A 19,543-nucleotide genomic window follows, 5' to 3' on the forward strand; every position below is an offset into this window, starting at 1 on the left:
CCGCGCGGGCTCGCCGACGGACCCGCCGGCCACCCCTACTGTCGGATATCGCCCGCTTCGGGGTGGAATCCGTGTCGACGAGGGGACCTGCCATGAGAGAACCCGCCCTGTCCCGCCGGGCCGTGCTGCGCTCCGGGGCGGCCGCGGCCGTGGTCGCGATGGTGGAAGGCTGCGGTTCGTCGGGGGCCTCGTCCCCGAAGGACGAGCCGACCACGGCCGCCGGCACGGGCACGGGCGGAGCCGCGAGCGCCGCCGCGTCGTACGCCATGCCGGCCGAGTGGCGCCCCCACACCAGGACGTTCATGGCCTGGCCGGCCCTCGATTCGGTGTGGGGCGACCAACTGCCCGCCGTCCGCCAGGACATCGCGCACGTCGCGCAGGCTGTCGCCCGGTTCGAACCCGTGGTGCTGATGGCCCGCCCGGACCAGAGCGCCGCGGCCCGGCAGCTGTGCGGCTCCAGCGTCGAGGTCCTCGACCTGGCGGTGGACGACCTGTGGGCCCGCGACACCGGCCCGACCTTCGTCACCGGCCCGGCAGGACTGGCCGGCGTCGACCTCAACTTCAACGGCTGGGGCGGCAAACAGACCCACGACAACGACGCCAAGGTCGCCCGGTACCTCCTCGACCACTACAGGATCCGGCGCATCCAGGCGCCGATCACCGGCGAGGGCGGCGCGATCGAGGTCGACGGCGAGGGCACCCTGATGGCCACCGAGAGCTCGTGGGTCAATGCGAACCGCAACCCGGGCACGAGCCGCGACCAGATCGAGGGGGCCCTGAAGGAGCTGTTCGGCGTTCAGAAGGTCATCTGGTTCGCCGGCGTGGCCGGGCAGGACATCACCGACTGCCACATCGACGCCCTGGCCCGGTTCGCGGAGCCGGGCGTGGTCGTCATCCACCGCCCCGGCCCGGACACCCCGCCGGACATCTGGTCCCGCGCCTCCGACCAGGCCTTGCAGGTGCTCGGCTCCACCACCGACGCCAAGGGCCGCAAGCCGCGGATCGTGGAACTCGCCGAACCCGACCTCACCGGGCAGCCGGACCGGGGCAAGGACTTCCTGGCCACCTACCTCAACTACTACGTCGTCAACGGGGCCGTGATCATGCCCCAGTTCGGGGACAAGGCCTCCGACGACCGGGCGGCGGGCGTGCTGGCCGACCTCCACCCCGGCCGCGAGATCGTCCCGGTGAGCATCAACGCCATCGCGGCCGGCGGTGGCGGCATCCACTGCTCGACCCAACAGCAGCCCGAGGCCGCCGCCGGGGCCTCCGGCGGCTCCTCGGGCCCGGCCTGACCGACCGGCCGTGCCGTGCCGAGCCGCCCCGGCTTCCGGGCTCGGCGCGGCACGGCCGATCGGGCCGCTCTCGGCCGGTCAGCCCGTGATCGGCCGGCTGTCCAGGCGGATGTGGTCGACCGCCCAGTACCAGTTGTTGCCCGCGTCGTACATCCGGAACTTCAGCGTCACCGCCTGCGCCCCCGCCGGGACGGCGAGGCGGCGGGTGACGAGGGTGTTCTGGACGTCCTTGCCGGCGTTGTCGTTGCCGGTGGCGTCGGCGCTGTAGAAGATCAGGCGGGTCTCCGTGCCGTTGTCGAACACGGCGGTGACGGACGCCTTCTGCGGGGCCTCCTGCCGGTAGTGGGAGTCGAAGGCCAGGTACAGCGTGTCGGCGCCGGCCGGGAGGCGGACGGCGGGGGAGACGAGCGTGGAGTCGAAGACGCCCTTGCGGGAGGGGGAGCCGGTGTCGTCCCAGTCGTCCGGGTCGGCGACGGCGAGGACGCCCAGGCCGCGGGTGAAGTTGCCGCGGTCCTGCCCGGCCGGGGTGGACCACTCCCGCTTGGTGTGGAAGGTCCAGCCCTGGAGACGGACGGTGCCCTGCGGCATGCCGGGGGCGTTGACCACCGACCAGCCCTGCGGCGCCTGGGCCGTCCAGCCGAGCACGCCGTCCTGCGGCTGGAGCACGCCGGCCAGCGACTCGAAGTCCTCGCCCAGCAGGTGGCCGGCCATCACGGGGGCGGGGCGGGCGGCGAGTTCGCCGTCGGCGATCGCGAAGCGGTCGCCGGCCAGCGCCCGGGCGGTGACCAGGATCCGGTGGGTGGCGCCGTCCGGCAGCTGGGCGGGCGGGGTGACCTCCCAGACGGCGGTGGCGGTGGCGCCGGCGGCGAGCGCGGCGGGCGGCGCGGTGACGGCGGTGACCGTCCAGCCCGGCGGGACGACGGGCTGCGCCTCGACGGCGGTGAGCGCGGCGGTGGCGGTGAGCACGGCCGAGACCCGGGCCGGGCGGCCGGGCAGCAGGACGGGTTCGTCGATGGTGCCGGAGGCGGCCCCGAGGGCGACGTCCACGGCGAGCGGGTCGGCCAGGCCCAGGGCCGGGTCGGTGACCGTCCGGTCGTCCCAGGGGAAGCGGCCGGCGATGCGGCGGCGGAAGGTGAGGTCCCCGCGGACAGCCACCGCGACGTCGTACCAGCCCTCGGGCCGGACGGCGAGGTTGACGGTCCGGTCGTCGCCGGCCGCGACCCGCACCTCGCGCAGCCCGTCGCCGTAGGCGAGGTCGCCGACCAGGAAGGTCTGGGCGGTGCGCGAGCGGTTGATCACGTCGACTTCGAGGACCTTGCCGTTGCGCTCCTCCGACAGCGACACCTCGTACGTGCCGGCGGCGTCGCCGCGCAGGTGCCACAGCGCGCCGTTGGGGCCGTGGACGCGCAGGTCGTAGCCCTCCGGGCCGACCGTCCAGACGTCGGAGAGCCGGCTCTTCGCGCCGACGGTGTAGTGCCGGGGCGCGCCGCCCGGTGCCGGGTAGACGGCGAACACCGCGCCCTGGCGGCCCTGGTTGGCCAGGTCGAGGGTGAGCTCGCCGCCCTTCAGCCGGGGCTTGACCAGCAGGTCGTAGGGCGCCGGGCGGGCCGAGCGGGTGCCGCGCTGCTGCTGCGGGAAGGCCTGCGGGCTGGGCACGGTGGGGGCGGGGAGCTTGCCGGTGTCGACCACCTTCTGCCGGTTGCCGCTGGTGTCGGGCAGCTGCGGCCAGGCCGGGTTGCGGCCGGAGAAGTCGAAGACGTTGGTGAGGTCGCCGCAGACGGTGCGCCGCCACGGGCTGATGTTGGGCTCCTGGACGCCGAAGCGCTGCTCCAGGAAGCGCAGCACCGAGGTGTGGTCGTAGACGGTGGAGTCGACGACCCCGCCGCGGGTCCACGGCGAGACCACGACCATCGGCACCCGCACGCCCAGGCCCATCGGGTACGGGCCGGAGACCAGGGTCTCGCCGGCCGGCAGGGTGTCGGACCAGGTGAGCGAGCCGTCCGCGGCCTTGACCCGGTACTTGCCGTCCTGACCGACGACCCGGTGGTAGGTGGCGGAGCCCTTGCTGACGCGGACGACGACCTCGCCGTCCACCGGCACGGTCGACTTGCCGCGCCCGGTGGCCAGCGGCGGGACGGGCGGCAGCTGGTGGTCGAAGAAGCCGCCGTGCTCGTCGTAGTTGAGGATGAAGACGGTCTTCTGCCACACCTCGGGCTTCGCCGCCAGGGCGGCGAGCAGCCGGGCGGTGAGGTGCTCGCCGTTCGGCGGCGCGTAGTTGGCGTGCTCGGAGAGCGCGGCCGGGGCGACGATCCAGGACACCTGCGGCAGCTGGTCGGCCTGGACGTCGGCGGCGAAGGCGTCGACCAGGGCGTCGCCCATCGCGAACGGGTCGTTCTTCTTCGCCGGGTCGCCGACGGCCCGCATGCCGCGCTCGTACAGCGGCTCGCCGGGCTTGGCCTTGACGAAGGGGGCGAACCAGGCGAGCGCGTTGTCGTCGAAGTTGTCCAGCGCCTGGTAGGTCTTCCAGCTGACGCCGGCCCGCTCCAGGCGCTCGGCGTAGGTGGTCCACTCGTAGCCGCCGGGGATCTCGGTGTTGTCGGTCACCGGGGTGTCCCGTACGGTGCCGCCGCTGGTCCCGGTCATCAGGTGGTCGCGGTTGGTGTTGGTGTTGCACTGGACGGACGCGTAGTAGGCGTCACAGGTGGTGAACACCGAGGCGAGCGCGTGGTAGAAGGGCATGTCGGCGCTCTCGTAGTAGCCCTGGCCGAGCCAGCCGCCGGAGCGGCGGGTGACCGAGCCGTCGGCGAGGCCGTCGTTCCAGGCCTTCATCGAGTCCACGAAGCCGAAGGCGGGCGCGCCCTGCTGGTAGGCGCTGGTGTGCGCGGCGTTCATCGGGAAGGGCAGCAGGTGGCCCTCCTTGCGGCCCGGGTCGGGCTGGTGGAACACCGAGCGCCCGTTGATCCCGCGCACCGCCGTCCGGTCGCCGAAGCCGCGGACGCCCGCCAGGGTGCCGAAGTAGTGGTCGAACGCGCGGTTCTCCTGCATCAGCACCACGACGTGCTGGATGTCCGCCAGCCGCCCGGGCTTGGCCGGCGCGGCGAGCGCCTGCTGGACGCTGATCGGGAGGGCGGACAGCACGGCGGCCGCCGCCGCGCCGCCGAGCAGGCTGCGGCGCGACAGTTCGGGCATCGGACTCATCGGGTGGGGCTCCTTGCTGACGGGCGCCGGACCATCGGTTCGACCCGGACCAGTCACGTTTCTAAGCGACCGAGGTGACCGGGGCCGGGGAGTTCGATGACGATCCGATGGCCGCCAAGGGGCCCGGAGCTGTACAGACAACTTGTCGGTCTGTCGGGCGGTGCGGGAGCCACCGTCAAGTCCGCGCCGGGGAAGCCGTGTCGGCCACGGGCGCGGGACGTGGCGGCGGATCCGTCAGGTCCGAGGGCCGGCCTGAACTGGTCCGGCGTCAGTGGCGTAGCCCTTCCAGCCGACGCCGGTCACCGGGCGGCGGTGACGCCCGGGGTGAGGCGGAGTCGCTCGGGGCGGGACGGGGAGCGGAGGTCCTCCGGGGCGAGCAGGTCGCGGCGGGCCTGCCAGGCGAGCAGCCGCTCCAGGGCCTGCTGGTCGCGCTCGTCCGCCGTCCCGGCCGTGGCGCCCGGGCCGACCTCGCGCAGCAGGACGCGGGTCGGCTCGCCGTCCTCGCCCGGCATGACCTCCAGGACGGAGAACCACGAACCGGGCGGGAACACCACCTCGGGCTCGCCGTCCTCGGCGATCACCGAGGTGCGGCGGCCGGTCGCGGACCACACCAGGAACTCGACCGGAGTCCCCGGTGCGACCTCCAACGCCGGCGTCCCGACCACCGGCGCGGGCTCCACCAGCAGCGTCCCCGGCACGTAGTGACGCAGCTCCTCCTCGCCCGCGTCGGCGCCCAGCAGCACGGCGCCCCGGTGGTTCGGCAGCCGCCGCAGGCCGGATCCCAGGCACGCCAGGTACGGGTCCAGCGGCCCGGAGCCCGGTCGGCGGGCCGCCACGACCAGCTCGGTGTGCAGGACCGGGACGCCCGTGTCGACGTGGTGCAGGTAGACCGCCGCGAGGTCGCTCTTGAGGTCGTCCCGGGAGTGCGAGCGCAGTGCCGGCAGCCGCATGGCGACCTGCTCGGCGCGGCTGGCGCAGCGCTGGAAGTGCTCGCCCAGCAGCGCCCGGAAGGCGGTCCGCTCGGCGGCCGTGCTCGGGCGGCCGGAGACGGCGGTGCCGTCGGGGGCGAGGAGGCGGGCGCGGGTGGGGGCTTCGGGCTCCGGGGCGGGGGCGGGTTCGGGTTCGGGGGTGGGCTCGGGGTCGGGAGCCGGTTCGGGTTCGGGGACCGGTTCGGGCTCGGGCTCGGGTTCGAGGGTGGGCTCGGGGTCCGGGAGCGGGGCCGGTTCGGGCGTGGGTGCTTCGGCGGCGGGAGGTGTGGCCGGTTCGGGGATCTGCGGCTGGGCCTGGACCGGGGCCGGGGGCTCCGGGAGGGTGGCGGTGGCGGCGGTGAACTCTTCGTCCGGGGCGGGGACTTGGGCGTCGGGGTCGGCCGTGGCGGCGGTCTGGGTCCGGACCGCCGAGGCCGGCGGGATGGCCGCGGTGATGGTGGCGGCGGTGGCGAACTCTTTTTCGGGGGCCGGTCGTTGCGGGTCGACCGCGGCGGCCTGCACGGTGGCCGGCACGGCGGGCTGGGCGGGCTGGGTGGGCTGCGCCGCGGGGAGGAAGCTTCCGCGGCGTGCGCCGTCGATCAGCAGCTCGGGTGCGGCCGCACCGGGGGTGGTGAGCGCGGCGCGCAGCTCGTCCAGGACGGCGAGCACCTCAGGCGGCACCGTTCGCCCGTCCGCGCCCGCGATCAGCAGCGGGTGGGCCGGGTCGGGGTCGCGCAGGCGGGGCCCGCGGTCCTGTGGCGGCTCCTCGGGGCGCAGCCACAGGCCGGCCGGCACGGCCTCCAACCGCCAGCCGGTGACCGGGGATTCGTAGAGGGCCGGTCCGCAGGCGGCCGGGCCGCCGGGGGTGGTGCGCCAGGCGGAGGCGACCACGCGGCGCCTGGTGGGGGAGGCGGTCAGCTCGGTCAGCCACGGTTCCCAGGTGGAGGTGCCGTCGGCGGCCAGCACGCGGGAGGAGAAGCCGCTGGTGGTGCGCATGGGCAGGCCGACGGCGGCCCGGAGGTCGTGGCCGAGTTCGGTGGCGAGCCCGGTGGCGAGGGCGGTGAGCGCGCCGGTGGCGGCCCAGGGGGCGCTGAGCAGCAGGTCGGCCTCGGGGCCGGGGAGCAGGCGGCGGAGCCGGGCGGCGAGCTCGGCGGCCGGGGGGAGGGGCGCGCCCGGGTGGCCGACGACGAGGATGACGGTGCCCTCGTCGGCGGTGGCCCTGGTGAGCGGGCCGGACGGCCCGTCGGGGTCGGGCTCGCTGCGGAACCAGTAGCCGTGCGGCAGCGCGGTGACCAGCGGGTCGGCGGGCGCGGCGGGCGGTGTGGGCGCGGCGGGCGGTGCGGCCTCGACGCGCCGGGCGGGGGCGGCGGGCTCCGGGGCCGCTGCGGCGGGGCCGGGTGCGGACACGGCGCCCAACGGAACGCCCCGTGCGGGCGCGGCCACGACGGGCGCGGCCACCGGAAGCTCCAGCACGGCGGTCTCCGCCATCGGACGCTCCATCACCACGGTCTCCGCGGCCGAGCCGGCCGAGCCGGTTGAGCCAGCCGAGCCGGCCGGTGCGGCGGTCGGCTCCGTCGGCAGCGGCCAGACCGGCCCGAGCCGGCGCACCTGTCCGGCCGGGGTGCAGAGCCACCAGGAGGACGGCGCGTCGTCCGTCGGCCCGCTGGTCAGCAGGGTGCCGTCGGGGCGGAGGGTGACCAGCCCGTCCGGGGCGACGACGCCGATGCCGGTCAGTTCGGCGATCCGTTCGGCGGGGCGGGGCCCGGTGTCCGGGGCGGTGGCCAGGCCGGAGGCGGCGAGGACGAGCGCGGTGGCGTCCCGGGCGGTGGCGGTGCGGGTCAGCTCGTCGAGCCGGCCGAACAGGACGGCCGGCGCGTCGGGGGCGGCGGCGAGGACGGTGACGGTCCGGGTGACGGCGGTGAGCCGGCCCAGCGCGGCGGTCATCGCGGCGGGCAGGGCCGCCGGGCCGGTGCCGTCCGCGCCGCCGGGGGCGATGACGAAGTGCGGGCCCACCTGGTGCAGGGCGGCGGGCCCAGCGGCGGGGGTGTTCCGACGGAAGGCCAGTCGGCGTTTCGCCGGGGCGGCGCCCGGCGCGTCCCCTGCCGCCTGCGCTGATGTGCTCATCGTCCCGCCCGCCCTCCGTCCGCGCGGCCGCGTCTGCCGCACGTGTCACCAGGCTCTACGGCCGCCTCGCCTCGCCGGGTTCACCGGCTCGCCCGGCTCGCCCGACTCACCCCTCGTCCCCGTCCTCCGCCATGACGGCGGTCTGCACCTGGACCGTGCGCCGGCGGGTGATGTGCAGGCCGCGCCCGGCCGGGAAGGCGCGGGGCTTGGTGGAGCCGAACAGGAAGCCCTCGCTGGGCGGGCAGGACAGCAGCACCACCGGGGTGTTGACCTCCTCCAGCTTGCGCAGGAGCTGGTCGGAGGAGGCCCGCCCGATGCCGTTGGCGCTGCGGGCGACGATCAGGTGCAGGCCGAGCTCGGCGCCCTGCGCCAAGTAGTCGAGCAGCGGCGCGAAGGGGTGGGCGTTGAGGCCGCCGGGGGAGCCGGAGACCAGTTCGTAGTCGTCGACCACGATGAAGAGTTCGGGCCCCTGCCACCAGTCGCGCAGCCGCAGCCGGGCCGGGGCGATGTCGGCGCCGGGCAACCGGTTGGCCATGGCGCGGGCGGCGCCGTCGACGATCTGGCGCAGCACGTCGACGCTGACGGCGTGGCCGAGCCGGTACTCCTCGGGCACCGCGTCCTGGAGGACCCGGCGGTAGTCGATGAGCATGATCCGGGCCTCGTCGGGCCGGTACGCACTGGTGATGCCGGCGGCGACGAGCTTCAGCAGGTTGGTCTTGCCGGCCTCGCTGTCGCCGACGACCAGCAGGTGCGGGGTCTCCTCGAAGTCGTGCCACAGCGGGGTGAGTGAGACGTCCTGGAGACCGAGCGGGATGCGCAGCCGGCCTTCGGGGGCGGGCAGGGCGGCGGCGGGCAGTTGCAGCGGCAGCATCCGGATCTCGGGTGCGCGCGGGCCGGTCCAGTGGTCGGCGACGGCGTCGACCAGGTCGGCGACGCCTTCGCCGAGGTCGGTGGAGGTGCCGCTGCCGTCCAGCCGGGGCAGGGCGGTGAGGAAGTGCATCTGGTCGGAGGTGAGGCCCCGGCCGGGGATGTTCGGGACGGTGGCGGCGGCCCGCATGTTGACGGCGGAGTCGACGGCGTCGCCGAGGCGCAGTTCGAAGCGGGTGCCGAAGAGGTCGCGCAGGGCGCTGGTGACCTCGCCCCAGCGGGTGGTGCCGACGATCAGGTGGATGCCGTAGTTGAGGCCGCGCTGGGCGATCAGGGTGAGGGCGGGGGCGAGGTCGGGGAACTCCTGGCGGATCGTGTTCCAGCCGTCGATGACCAGGAAGACGTCGCCGTACGGCTCGTCGGGCAGTTCGCCGGCCGCGCGGCGCCGGCGGAAGGCGGAGACGGAGTCGATGCCGTGTTCGGCGAAGCGCTGCTCGCGTTGGTTCAGGATGCTGTTGACCTCGGCGATGGTGCGCAGCACCCGCTCGGGGTCGTGCCGCCCGGTGATGCCGCCGACGTGCGGCAGGCCGCGCAGCGAGGACAGCGTGCCGCCGCCGAAGTCCAGGCAGTAGAACTGCACTTCGCCCGGGGTGTGGGTGAGGGCGAGGGCGGTGATCAGGGTGCGCAGCAGCGTGCTCTTGCCGCTCTGCGGGCCGCCGGCGATGCCGACGTGGCCGCCGGCGCCGGAGAGGTCGGCGGTGAGCAGGTCGCGGATCTGCTGGAAGGGGCGGTCGATGACGCCGATGGGGACGGTCAGGGTGCCGCGGTCGGCGTCACTCTCGGTGGTGAGGCCGTGCTCGGGGTGCGGGGCGAGGGGCGGCAGCAGCTGGTCGAGGGTGGGCGGGACGCCCAGCGGCGGCAGCCACACCTGGTAGGCGGGCGGGCCGGCGTCGGTGAGCTTCTCGGCGGCGAGGTCGAGCAGGGTGTGCGTCTGCTCCGGCGTCTCCTCGGGCTCCTCGGCGGCCGGCAGGGCGACGGGCTGACGCGGCGCCACGTAGGTGGTGCCGTACCGGGCGACCTGGCCGGCCGCGGCCTCCTGGCGGGCGGTGGCGGGGCGCCGGGCCCGGTAGGGGCCGGAGACGTACGCGGCCTTGAAGCGGGTCAGGGTGGCGATGTCGCTGCGGAGGAAGCCGTTGCCGGGCTGGGAGGGCAGCTGGTAGGCGTCGGGGACGCCGAGGACGCCCCGGCTCTCCATCGCGGAGAAGGTCCGCAGGCCGATCCGGTAGGACAGGTGCGACTCCAGGGCGTGCATCCGGCCTTCGTCCAGGCGCTGGGAGGCCAGCAGCAGGTGCACGCCGAGGGACCGGCCGAGGCGGCCGATCATGATGAAGAGCTCCATGAAGTCGCGGTGCGCGGCGAGCAGTTCGCTGAACTCGTCGACCACGACGAACAGGGTGGGCAGCGGGTCCAGTGGGGTGCCGGCGGCGCGGGCGGTCTCGTAGTCGAGCAGCGAGCTGTAGTTGCCGGCGGAGCGCAGCAGTTCCTGGCGGCGGACGAGCTCGCCGTGCAGGGCGTCGCGCATCCGGTCGACCAGGGCGGCTTCGTCGGCGAGGTTGGTGATCACCGCCGAGGTGTGCGGCAGCCGGTCGAGGCCGAGGAAGGTCGCGCCGCCCTTGAAGTCGACCAGGACGAAGTTGAGCACTTCGGAGGAGTGGGTGAGGGCCAGCGACAGCACCAGGGTGCGCAGCAGCTCGGACTTGCCGGATCCGGTCGCGCCGATCAGCATGCCGTGCGGGCCCATGCCGCCCTGGGCGGACTCCTTGATGTCCAGTTCGACGGGCGTGCCGTCGCCGGAGACGCCGAGCGGCACCCGCAGCCGGTCGCGGACGCCCCGCCCGGCCCAGCCCTGGGCGATCTCGTGCCGGTGCAGGTCGCGGATGCCGAGCAGGGAGGCGAGGTCGTAGTCGGTGGCCAGCGGCTCCCCGGCCTCCGACGAGTCTCCGATCCGGTAGGGGGCGAGCTGGGCGGCCAGCCGGCGGGCGACCGTCGTGGACAGGGCGTCGGGCCGGCCGAGGTCGGTGACGTCGTCCCGGTGGTTGCGGTCGGCGCCGATCATGGCGAGCCGGCCGTCCTCGATCCGCAGCCGCAGCCGGAAGCGCAGCGGCTTCCAGTCGAGGGTGTCGCCGAGGTCGAGCAGGACGGCGTTGCGCCAGCCGGCCAGCGCGGCCCGGCTGGTGGCCCCGGCCTGCGGGCCGTCCAGCACGATCACGGTGAACGGCTCGTCCCGGCCGGGCTGGCTCTCCGGCTCGAACGGGGGCCGGCCGGCGAACTCGTCGCCGAGCAGCTGCTCGACCTCCACCACGGATCCGGCCACCAGCCGCACCGGACCGACGCCGTCGGTGTCCTCCGGGTGCAGGGCGTGCGGCAGCCACTTGGTCCACTCCCACTCGGCCTGGTGCTCGGCGTCGGTGACGACGGCGATCCGCAGTTCGTCGGGGGCGTGGAAGAGCGCCAGCTGCGCCAGCATGGCGCGGGCCAGGGCGCGGGTCGCGGCCCGGTCGTCGCCGCGCAGCAGGACCTGCGCGTACCCGCGCAGGTAGACGGCGATGGGCTGGTCGGCGACGGTGCCGTAGGCGTTGATGAAGCGGCGCAGCGCGTGCGCGCACAGCGGCTCCAGGTCCTCCACCGGCTTGGTGGACAGCGGCGCCAGCCGCACCGCGAGCCGCTGGTGGCCGAGGCCGATCCGGACGTCGCCGAAGTCGGGGTGGGTGCTGCGCCGCTCCCACAGCCGGGAAGTGCGGGCGAGCGAGCCGAGCGCGTCGGGGGCGGGGTGGCGCCAGGCCAGCGCCTCCTGCTGGCGGGCGATGTGGCCGCGCACCTGGCGGCGGACCTGGGAGAGGTAGCGCAGGTAGTCCCGGCGTTCGGCGCGCAGTTCCCGCTTGCGGTCGCTGGCGCCGCGGATCAGCTGGGTGACCAGCATGCCGACGGCGGACAGCGCCATCATGCCGATCGCGACGTAGGTCAGGATGCCGCCGCTGTCGCCGGGGCGCAGGAAGATGAACACCATCGAGAGCGAGCTGAGCGCCATCGGCGCCATGGCGATCATGTTCGACATGCCGCTCTGCGCCTCGGGGAGGACGGGCGGCTCCTGCAACTGGATCTCGCCGTCGGGCATCGCCGGGCCAGGGCGCCGCGGCGGACGGTTGACCAGCACCACACTCAACGAAGGGCTCCTCGCGCAGGGGAACGGCCGCTCACTGCGTCGGCGGCCCGGGACGCGCACCGTCCACCCGGGACGACGGGCGGCGGGCCCGGCCGGGTTCACCCGGTTCGGCGGGGCGGGCGCGGCGCCGACGCCGAGGACGGCCGTGAACGGCTGTGAACGCCCGCGGACGGCCGCCGCGAAACGGATTCCGGCAGGCGGTGAACCCTGCGGGCCCCGCCGTCCGTGCCTCCTGGTGAGGTGACGCCCGGGCTCGTCCATCCCCCAGGCGCCCCCGGGCCGTCACCTCGCCATGCCGTTCGGAGGCCAGGGCAAAAGGGAGAAGTGTGAACGGGAGCGCGAACGGGACCGCCGTCGCCGGACTGTGCCGACTGAGGTTCCGAACGCCCGAGGCGGTCCTGGAACTCGCCGTCCCCGCCGACGTACCGCTGGCCGACCTGCTGCCGGCCGTCCTCGCGCACGCCGGCCCCGAGCTGGAGGAACAGGGCGTCGAGCACGACGGCTGGGTCCTGCAGCGCCTCGGCGGCCCGCCGCTGGACGAGGAGCTCGGCGCCGACGCGCTCGACCTGCACGACGGCGACGAGCTGTACCTGCGCCCGCGCCGCGACGCCCTGCCCGAGGTGCACTACGACGACCTGGCCGACGGCGTCGCCACCGGCATGCGGGCCCGCTCCGACACCTGGCGCCCGGTGCTCACCCACCACGTGGCGCTCGGACTGGCCGTGGCCGTCCTGGCCGGCGGGCTCGCCGTGCTGCTGCTCCCCGGCCCGGAGCAGACCCGTGCCCTTGCTGCCGCCGTCACCGGCCTGCTCCTGCTGCTGGGTGCGCTGAGCGCCTCCCGGGCGGTCGGCGACGCCGGCGCGGGCACCGCGCTCGGTGCCATGGCGGTGCCCTACCTCGCGATGGCCGGGGCCCTGCTGCCGGCCGGCGGCGGGGCCGGTGCGGTCGGCGCCCGGATGCTGGCGGGCGGCTGCGCGGCCGCCGGTGCGGCGGTGCTGGCGCTGGCCGCCGTCGGCTGCTCGGCGCCGCTGTTCCTCGGCGCGGTGCTGTTCGCCCTGTACGTCATGGTGGCGGGCGGGCTGACGCTGGGCGGGGAGGACGGCCCGCAGGTGGCGGCCGTGCTGGCGGTGCTCGCGGTGATCCTCGGGGCGTTCGTCCCCGGGATCTGCTTCCGCCTGTCCGGGCTGCGGCTGCCCGCGCTGCCGCGAAACGCCGAGGAGCTCCAGGAGGGCATCGCGCCCGTCCCGAGCGCCACCGTACGCAGCCGCAGCGATGTCGCCGACGGCTTCCTGACGGCCTTCCACCTGGCGCTCGGCACGGTCCTCACGGGATGCCTGACCCTGGTGGCCGGCGAATCCGGCTGGGCGGCCACGGCCCTGACGGTGACCCTGTCCGTCCTGCTGCTGCTGCACTCCCGGGCGATCGGCAGCATCCCGCAGCGGCTGTCCGTCCTCCTGCCCGGCGCCTACGGCCTGGCGCTGCTGCTCGGCCACCTGGCCGTCGGCGAGCGGAGCGGCGGGCGCCTGCTGGTGCTGGTCGGCCTGCTCGCCCTGGCGGCCGCCCTCGCGGTGGTCTCCTGGACGATCCCCGGGCGCCGGCTGCTGCCCTACTGGGGCCGGGCCGCGGACCTGCTGCACACCACCGCGGGGATGGCCGTGATCCCGCTGGCGCTGGCCGTGGCCGGGGTCTACCACGAGCTGCGGGCCCTGGCCGGCTGAGCCGGACCCTGACGGCCCCGCACCTCCCGCCGCCGGACCCTGGCGGCCCCGCACATCCCGCCGCCCGGCCCGGCACCTTGCGCCGTGCGCCGCCCGGCCCCGCACCTTCCGCCGCCCCGAGGAGAACCACGAGATGCAGTCGAAGCGCGACCAGGTGCAGGCCCACCTGTTCGTGATGGGCAGGCTCGCCACCGGCATGCTGCGCGGCGAGCCCGACGCGGCCGACACCCCGGCCGGGCGCACCTCGCGGGGCACCGTCATCGGGCTGGTCATCGCCGTGCTGGTGTGCCTGGTGGCGGCCGTGTACGGGGTGATCGTCCCCGGCGGCGCCACCGGCTGGCAGAAGCCCGGCACCCTGGTGGTGGTGAAGGAGAGCGGCGCCCGCTACCTCTTCCTGGACGGCAGCCTGCACCCCGTGCTGAACGAGGCCAGCGCCCGGCTGCTGGCCGGCGACCAGCTGGTGGTCGACCAGGTCAGCGTGCGCTCGCTGGCCGACACCCCGCGCGGCGTCCCGATCGGCATCCTCGGCGCCCCCGACGGCCTGCCCGGGGCCGAGCAGCTCGCCGACGCGCCCTGGCTCGCCTGCGCCGTCAGCCGGCCCGGCCCGTCCGGCGGCCGCCTGGCGGAGCTGGCCCTGACGGTCGGCCCGGGCCGCCGCGGCACCGGGCTGACGGACGGCCAGGGCGCGCTGGTCGCCGCCCCGGACGGCGCCGAGTACCTGCTCTGGCACGGCCGCCGGCTGCGCCTGGACACCGTCAACGGCGCCCGCCAGGCCCTCGGCCAGAGCGCCGTCGCCCCCTACCCGGTGACGGCCGCCTTCCTCAACGCGCTGGCCGCCGGCCCCGACCTGGCCGCTCCCGACCCGGGGGAGCGCGGCAAGGCCGGCCCGCAGCTCGGCGCCCACCCCACCCGGGTCGGCCAGCTGTTCACCGGCCCCGGCGGCGACCCCTACCTGCTGACCACGGCGGGGTTCACCCCGCTCAGCCGGATGGCCTTCGAGCTGCTGCGCAACGACCCCCGCACGCAGAGCGCCGCCTACGGGGGCGACGTCGTCGCCCCCGTCCAGCTCGGCCCGGCCGACCTCACCGGGCACACCGCCCCGGCCGCCCAGCCGTCCGCCGCCGCCGGCGGGCTGCCGGCCGCGCCGCCGGAGCTGGTGACGATCCCCCAGAACCGGGGCGTCTGCGCCGACCTGCGGCTCACCGACCAGGCGCCGACCACCTCCGTCACCCTGGTCGACGCCGCCGCCGTCGAGGGCCCGCCGCCGGCCGCCCAGCCGGGCGTGGACCCGGCCTGCGCCGGCGCCGACAGCATCGCCGTCAAGCCCGGTGGCGGCGCCCTGGTGCGGGCGCTGTCCAGCGCGGGCGTCGGCGCGACCCTGTACCTGGTCACCGACGCCGGGGTGAAGTACCCGCTGGCCTCCGCCGTGGCGGTCAAACAGCTCGGCTACGGCGAGGTCGTCCCCTCGGCCGTCCCCGAGGCCCTGCTGTCCCTGCTGCCGACCGGCCCCAGCCTCGACCCGGCCGCGCTGACCGGCGCCGCGAGCCCCGCGCCGCGGCCCTCAGGACCGTCCTGCGCGAGGTGAACCACCCCCCGGCACGCGTCCGTTGAAGCAGATGGACCGGGTCGGCCGACCCGCTCGGGCGGCATCCGCCGCAGCCGAGAACCCGTACCGACGAAAGGCAGCGCAATGACCACTCCTCCGGGCTTGCAGACCGACGACGCGGCCGTCAAGACCGTCCTGGCGACCCTGGACACCCACATCCAGGCCATGATGCGGGCCGGCCAGCAGGTCGAGGACGTCAACCTCGAAGTCCAGAACCACTTCAAGGCCGCGTGCAGCACCGCCTACCAGGGGAAGATCGACGACTGGCAGACCCGGTACCAGCGGCTCAAGAGCGCCTACGCCACCTTCCAGGACCGGTTCTCCACCGGGCACACCCAGATCAACTCCGCCCACGACGAGGCCTACGGCGTCACCAACAGCTGGGGCGGCGGCGCGGGCGACGAGGTCTACAAGGGCCTCAACCTCTGATCCAGCCCGCGCCGACAGACCTGCCGGACCCGGACAGCCCGGGCCGGACCCCAGCCGACCGAAAGGACCAGCCATGGCAAGCATCGAGCTCCACCACGCGAACATCGACGAGGCGGCGGACGCCCTGACCCAGGCCGGCAACGGCATGCACTCCGCGATGGAGGACTGCCTCCAGGCCATCCAGACCGCCGAGCACCAGCTCAAGGGCGACCTGGCCGCCGCGGCCCACTCCTTCTACCTGGTGCTGGCCGGCCAGGACGCCACCATGACCACCGACATCCAGCAGGGCGCCGACACCCTGCGCACCATGCACGGCCTGCTCCGCGACGCGGACCGGCGCGGCGCGGCGGGCATCTGATGACGGCCGCGGAGCGGCTCGACCGGAGGGGCGGGCGCGATGCCCACTAGCCCGCCGGAGCCGCCGAAGGTGCCCGACGCACCGACCCTGACCCCGCCGGCGCCCGGGCCCCCGGCACCGGACATGAGCCACACGCTCAGCGTCAACCACGACGACCTCGAGTACTTCGCGAACTCGATCCTGCCGTCGTACCTGAGCCAGCTGGAGACCGACCCGGGCTACTCGGCCATGCTGGGCTTCAGCGGCCAGGGCACGGTGACCACGAAACACCACTACGTCTCGCTGCTGGCCGGGAACTTCGAGAGCGGCACCAACCTGGCGAAGGGGTTCACGCACCTCGCCAGCACCGTGGTGGGTGATTTCAAGACCTTCCACAACCAGATGGAGAAGGGCCGGCTCGACGTCCTGAGCTTCCTGAACCTGATGGACACGGCTCACGACGAGGCTCTGACGGCCGCGCAAGTGATGCAGATCCTGCAAGACGTCATCGCCGTCGGTGGCGGTGGCGGCGGTGGTGGTGGCGGCGGCGGGAAGTAGCGCTCTTCCCCTTCCGGTCGGCTCCCTGTAGTACCCCTGAACCCCTTGACTCACCTGGAGACCTCCGTGCCCATGCTCTGGGAGACGACGCTCGCCGCCTTCAACTCCAAGCAGGCTCCGGTGGAGATCACCACGCGGGACAAGATCGCGGGAGCGAAGGCCGAGAGATGGATCAAGTCCGGGAACATGTCCGTCGAGGACGGGTACTTCGACCCCAAGGACGCGTCCACCCAGACGTACTTGACGGACGGCACGGGGCTGGGAAACCCGGACGTCTGGTGGGCGATGAACTTCTACGACGGCACCGCCAACAACGGCGATGGCGGCCCGCGCCACTTCAAGATCAACGTCCACATCGACTACGACAAGTGGGGGAACGACCCCAACGGCGTGCTCTCCAAGTTCAACCACCAGGCCGAGTTGATCCTCGACCCGATCATGCCGGACGTCTCGACCGACGTGGCTCCGGACTCCAAGGCGAAGCTCCCGATCAGTACCCGCGGGAACGACACGATCGACCCGCAGAGCCTGCTGGCCGGGGCCAAGGCGATCGAGGACACCACGAAGTGGTTGTCGACCCAGGCCGAAGCGTTCCGCAAGTGGGCGGAGCAGATCGACGGCCCGGGCGACAGCTGGGAGGGTGACGCGGCGGGCGAGTTCAAGAAGCTCCTCGAACGGTTCGCCGTCGAACTCGACGACCTGCGCAACCAGTTGATCGGGGCCAACTACGGGCCCTCGCTGGAGTACGCGGCGTACGGAATCGGCGTCGTCATCAAGGCGGTCAGGACGGCGCAGACGGTCTGGTACAGCACCGGGTTCCCGTACCAGTGCATCCAGGAGGTCCTGTGGGAGGAGATGCACAAGGCCCCCATGTCCTGGACCGCGGAGAGCACCTGGAAGTACGACACCTCCTCGCTGGGCGACCCCCGCAACGACGCCTTCTACACCGCTCTCGACCAGAAGGCCAAGGAGAGGTGGCTGAAGAAGGTCGCCGACTACCTGGACAAGCCCGGTGACGACGCGATGGCGGCACTGGGGAGCGCGTACGACCCGCTGATCACCAAGCTCGGGTTCGACCTCATGCCGGTCGGCATCACGCTTCCGCCGAAGGAGATTCCGGACCCCAACAACCCCAACAACCCCAACAACCCCGACGCACCCCCACCGCCCGGTCTCGGCGACGGCAGCGGGGGAGCCGGCGGGGGAGACGGCGGGGCCGGCGGGGACAAGAACAACCACATCCCCCCGCCGCCGATCATCGGTGGCGACGGCGCCGGTGGCAGCGGCGGTGGCGGGGGCGGCGGCAAGGGGAACAAGAACACCCACATCCCCCCGCCGCCGATCATCGGTGGCGACGGCGCCGGCGGGAACGGTGGCGGCCTCGGCGCCGGGACGCCGATCCGCGACAAGGACGGCAACGTGCTCCTGGACAAGGACAAGAAGCCGATCCTCCTCCCGCCCGGCGGCTACATCTCGGGCGGCAAGGTCTACGACTCCTCCGGCAAGGAGGTGCTGGGCAAGGACGGCAAGCCGATCGTGGTGCCCCCCGGCGCCAACGTGCCGGCCGGCACCGGCGGAGGCGTGTACGGCCCCAACGCCAAGGTGCCGAAGGGATCGACCATCCGCGAGGACGGCACGGTGGTCGACCCCAACGGCAAGGAGATCCTGGACGCCAACGGCAACCCGATCGTGGTCGAGAAGGGCTCCTCGATCGCCGACGACGGCACCCTGCTGGACCCCCAGAAGAAGCCGATCTCCGACTACATCCAGCGCTCGCGCGACCTCCAGCACGCCTGGGCCTCGGTGGGCGGCAGTGGCAGCGGCAGCGGCAGCGGCAGTGGTGGTGGCGGAACCATCACCTGGGGCGACATCAGCGGTGCGCGCCCGCCGTCCACCGGTGGGGGCACGCCCTGGACCCTGAACCTGGGGTCGGGGGGCAGCAGCCTCGACCAGAGCGACGGCTTCGGCGCGGTCGGCACCTACCCGGGGATGTTCAGCGGCGTCGGTGGGGGTGCGTACGAGGGCCTCGGCACCTCCGGCGGCGGCCAGGCCCCCCGGATCCTCAACACCAGCAGCGGAGTCGGCCCCCGGGTGGCGGAGAACGGCGGACCGCCGCCCGCGGCCAAGGTCGCCGGCGCCGGGGCAGCCGCCGCCGAGAAGGCCACGATGAGCCAGAAGGCCTCCGCACTCGCCGCCGAGGAGGCCGCCGCGATGCGGGGCCGCTCGGTGAACACCAGCGGCGGCGGGATGCCCATGGTCCCGCCGATGGGCGGCGGAATGGGCGGCGGCCAGGGCGAGAAGGGCCGGCAGCGGACCACCTGGCTGGCCGAGGACGAAGAGGTCTGGGGCACCGACACCGGTGCGGTCAGCGGAGTGATCGGCCGCTGAGTCGGCGCCGCGTCACGGGAGTGGAAAGGAACACGGAGATGACGTTCTCGTTCGAGGAGCAGCTCGCCCAGGCGATGGCCGCCCTGGAGGAGCAGCAGGTCAAGATGGCCGAGATGACCCGGCAACTGCAGGCGGCGACGGCCTCGGTGACGACCAAGGACCGGATGCTCACCGTGAAGGTGGGCGCGCAGGGCGAGGTGCTCGCGCTGACCTTCCACACCACCGCCTACCAGGAGATGGCCCCCGCGCACCTGGCCGCCGTCCTCAAGGACGTGTTGAACGAGGCCAAGGCCCGGATGGGCGAGCAGATCACCCGGTCGATGCGCGCCTTCGACGGGGTCGGCGAGTCGCTGCGCCTGGCGGTCACCGGTGACCAGGAGGAGGACCCCCTGCTGTCGATGCTGGGAGGACTGGACCTGGACGCGCTGTTGGAGCCGCTCACCGCGATGCGGCCGGGAGCCGACCAGACCAAGGCCCACAAGCAGGAGGAGTTCAATGGCTAAGCAGTTGGTGAAACTTGAGGACCTGAAGGCGGCGTTCGGCGACTTCGACAAGATGTCCGAGCTGGTCGACAAGGTCTACGGCCAGATCGACCACGTCAACAAGGTGAACCGCACGGCGGCCGGATCCGACGAGATCGGCCAGCAGTACCACGAGAAGGTGGACGAGCCGACCACCAATCTGCTCGAACTGGTCGGCGGCATCAGGGACAAGCTGGCGCGCGTCGCGAAGAACGGCATGAACGTGGCCGACCTGTTCGACTCGACCGACGAGCACAATGCCGGGTTGGTGAAGTGACCCGCCGATAGCGCCGGACGGCGCCGTTCCCCAC

General features: G+C 74.2%; 12 protein-coding genes. 9 read left to right on the plus strand and 3 right to left on the minus strand.

The features are described from left to right. Positions 1 to 92 precede the first annotated feature (92 nt). Positions 93 to 1,295: an agmatine deiminase family protein gene (locus A6F73_RS29410; RefSeq protein WP_063350540.1), complete on the plus strand. Its 1,203-nt coding sequence runs from the start codon at positions 93 to 95 to the stop codon at positions 1,293 to 1,295. A gap of 78 nt (positions 1,296 to 1,373) precedes the next feature. On the opposite strand, the gene A6F73_RS42610 is transcribed toward A6F73_RS29410, so the two are convergent. The 3 genes from A6F73_RS42610 to eccCa all read right to left on the minus strand — a co-directional run bounded on the left by A6F73_RS42610 (position 1,374) and on the right by eccCa (position 11,675). Next, positions 1,374 to 4,493, minus strand: a complete 3,120-nt coding sequence (locus A6F73_RS42610; protein WP_063350541.1) for a phospholipase C, phosphocholine-specific — start codon at positions 4,491 to 4,493, stop codon at positions 1,374 to 1,376. Positions 4,494 to 4,792: 299 nt separating this feature from the next. Beyond that, positions 4,793 to 7,585 carry a hypothetical protein gene (locus A6F73_RS41700; protein ID WP_159398564.1) on the minus strand — a complete coding sequence of 931 codons (2,793 nt, stop codon included), beginning with the start codon at positions 7,583 to 7,585 and terminating at the stop codon, positions 4,793 to 4,795. A gap of 106 nt (positions 7,586 to 7,691) precedes the next feature. Next, on the minus strand, positions 7,692 to 11,675 hold the full coding sequence (gene eccCa / locus A6F73_RS29425) for a type VII secretion protein EccCa (RefSeq protein ID WP_244293543.1): 3,984 nt from the start codon (positions 11,673 to 11,675) through the stop codon (positions 7,692 to 7,694). A 326-nt stretch (positions 11,676 to 12,001) separates the two neighbouring features. Here eccCa and eccD point away from each other — a divergent pair, with 326 nt between their 5' ends. The 8 genes from eccD to A6F73_RS29465 all read left to right on the plus strand — a co-directional run bounded on the left by eccD (position 12,002) and on the right by A6F73_RS29465 (position 19,509). After that, positions 12,002 to 13,393, plus strand: a complete 1,392-nt coding sequence (gene eccD, locus A6F73_RS29430) for a type VII secretion integral membrane protein EccD (RefSeq protein ID WP_063350543.1) — start codon at positions 12,002 to 12,004, stop codon at positions 13,391 to 13,393. Between the two features lie 133 nt (positions 13,394 to 13,526). Beyond that, complete coding sequence (gene eccB, locus A6F73_RS29435) at positions 13,527 to 14,978, plus strand: type VII secretion protein EccB (RefSeq protein WP_063350544.1); 1,452 nt, start codon at positions 13,527 to 13,529, stop codon at positions 14,976 to 14,978. 105 nt (positions 14,979 to 15,083) lie between these two features. Next, positions 15,084 to 15,428, plus strand: coding sequence for a hypothetical protein (locus A6F73_RS29440; RefSeq protein WP_159398565.1), 345 nt, complete (start codon positions 15,084 to 15,086; stop codon positions 15,426 to 15,428). Between the two features lie 73 nt (positions 15,429 to 15,501). Continuing rightward, the gene (locus A6F73_RS29445; RefSeq protein WP_063350546.1) at positions 15,502 to 15,786 is read left to right on the plus strand and encodes a hypothetical protein; all 285 of its coding nucleotides are present in this window, start codon (positions 15,502 to 15,504) and stop codon (positions 15,784 to 15,786) included. Positions 15,787 to 15,825: 39 nt separating this feature from the next. After that, complete coding sequence (locus A6F73_RS29450) at positions 15,826 to 16,323, plus strand: hypothetical protein (protein WP_159398566.1); 498 nt, start codon at positions 15,826 to 15,828, stop codon at positions 16,321 to 16,323. 66 nt (positions 16,324 to 16,389) lie between these two features. Beyond that, a complete protein-coding gene (locus A6F73_RS40740) occupies positions 16,390 to 18,711 on the plus strand; it encodes a WXG100 family type VII secretion target (RefSeq protein ID WP_159398567.1) in 2,322 nt (773 codons plus the stop codon). Between the two features lie 38 nt (positions 18,712 to 18,749). After that, entirely contained in the window at positions 18,750 to 19,214 is a 465-nt protein-coding gene (locus A6F73_RS29460; RefSeq protein ID WP_063350549.1) for a YbaB/EbfC family nucleoid-associated protein, read from the plus strand. After that, positions 19,207 to 19,509, plus strand: coding sequence for a hypothetical protein (locus A6F73_RS29465; RefSeq protein WP_159398568.1), 303 nt, complete (start codon positions 19,207 to 19,209; stop codon positions 19,507 to 19,509). The genes A6F73_RS29460 and A6F73_RS29465 overlap by 8 nt, the downstream gene beginning before the upstream one ends. Positions 19,510 to 19,543 lie beyond the last annotated feature (34 nt).

This window comes from Streptomyces sp. MJM8645 (genome assembly GCF_001625365.1).
Lineage (GTDB): Bacteria > Actinomycetota > Actinomycetes > Streptomycetales > Streptomycetaceae > Kitasatospora.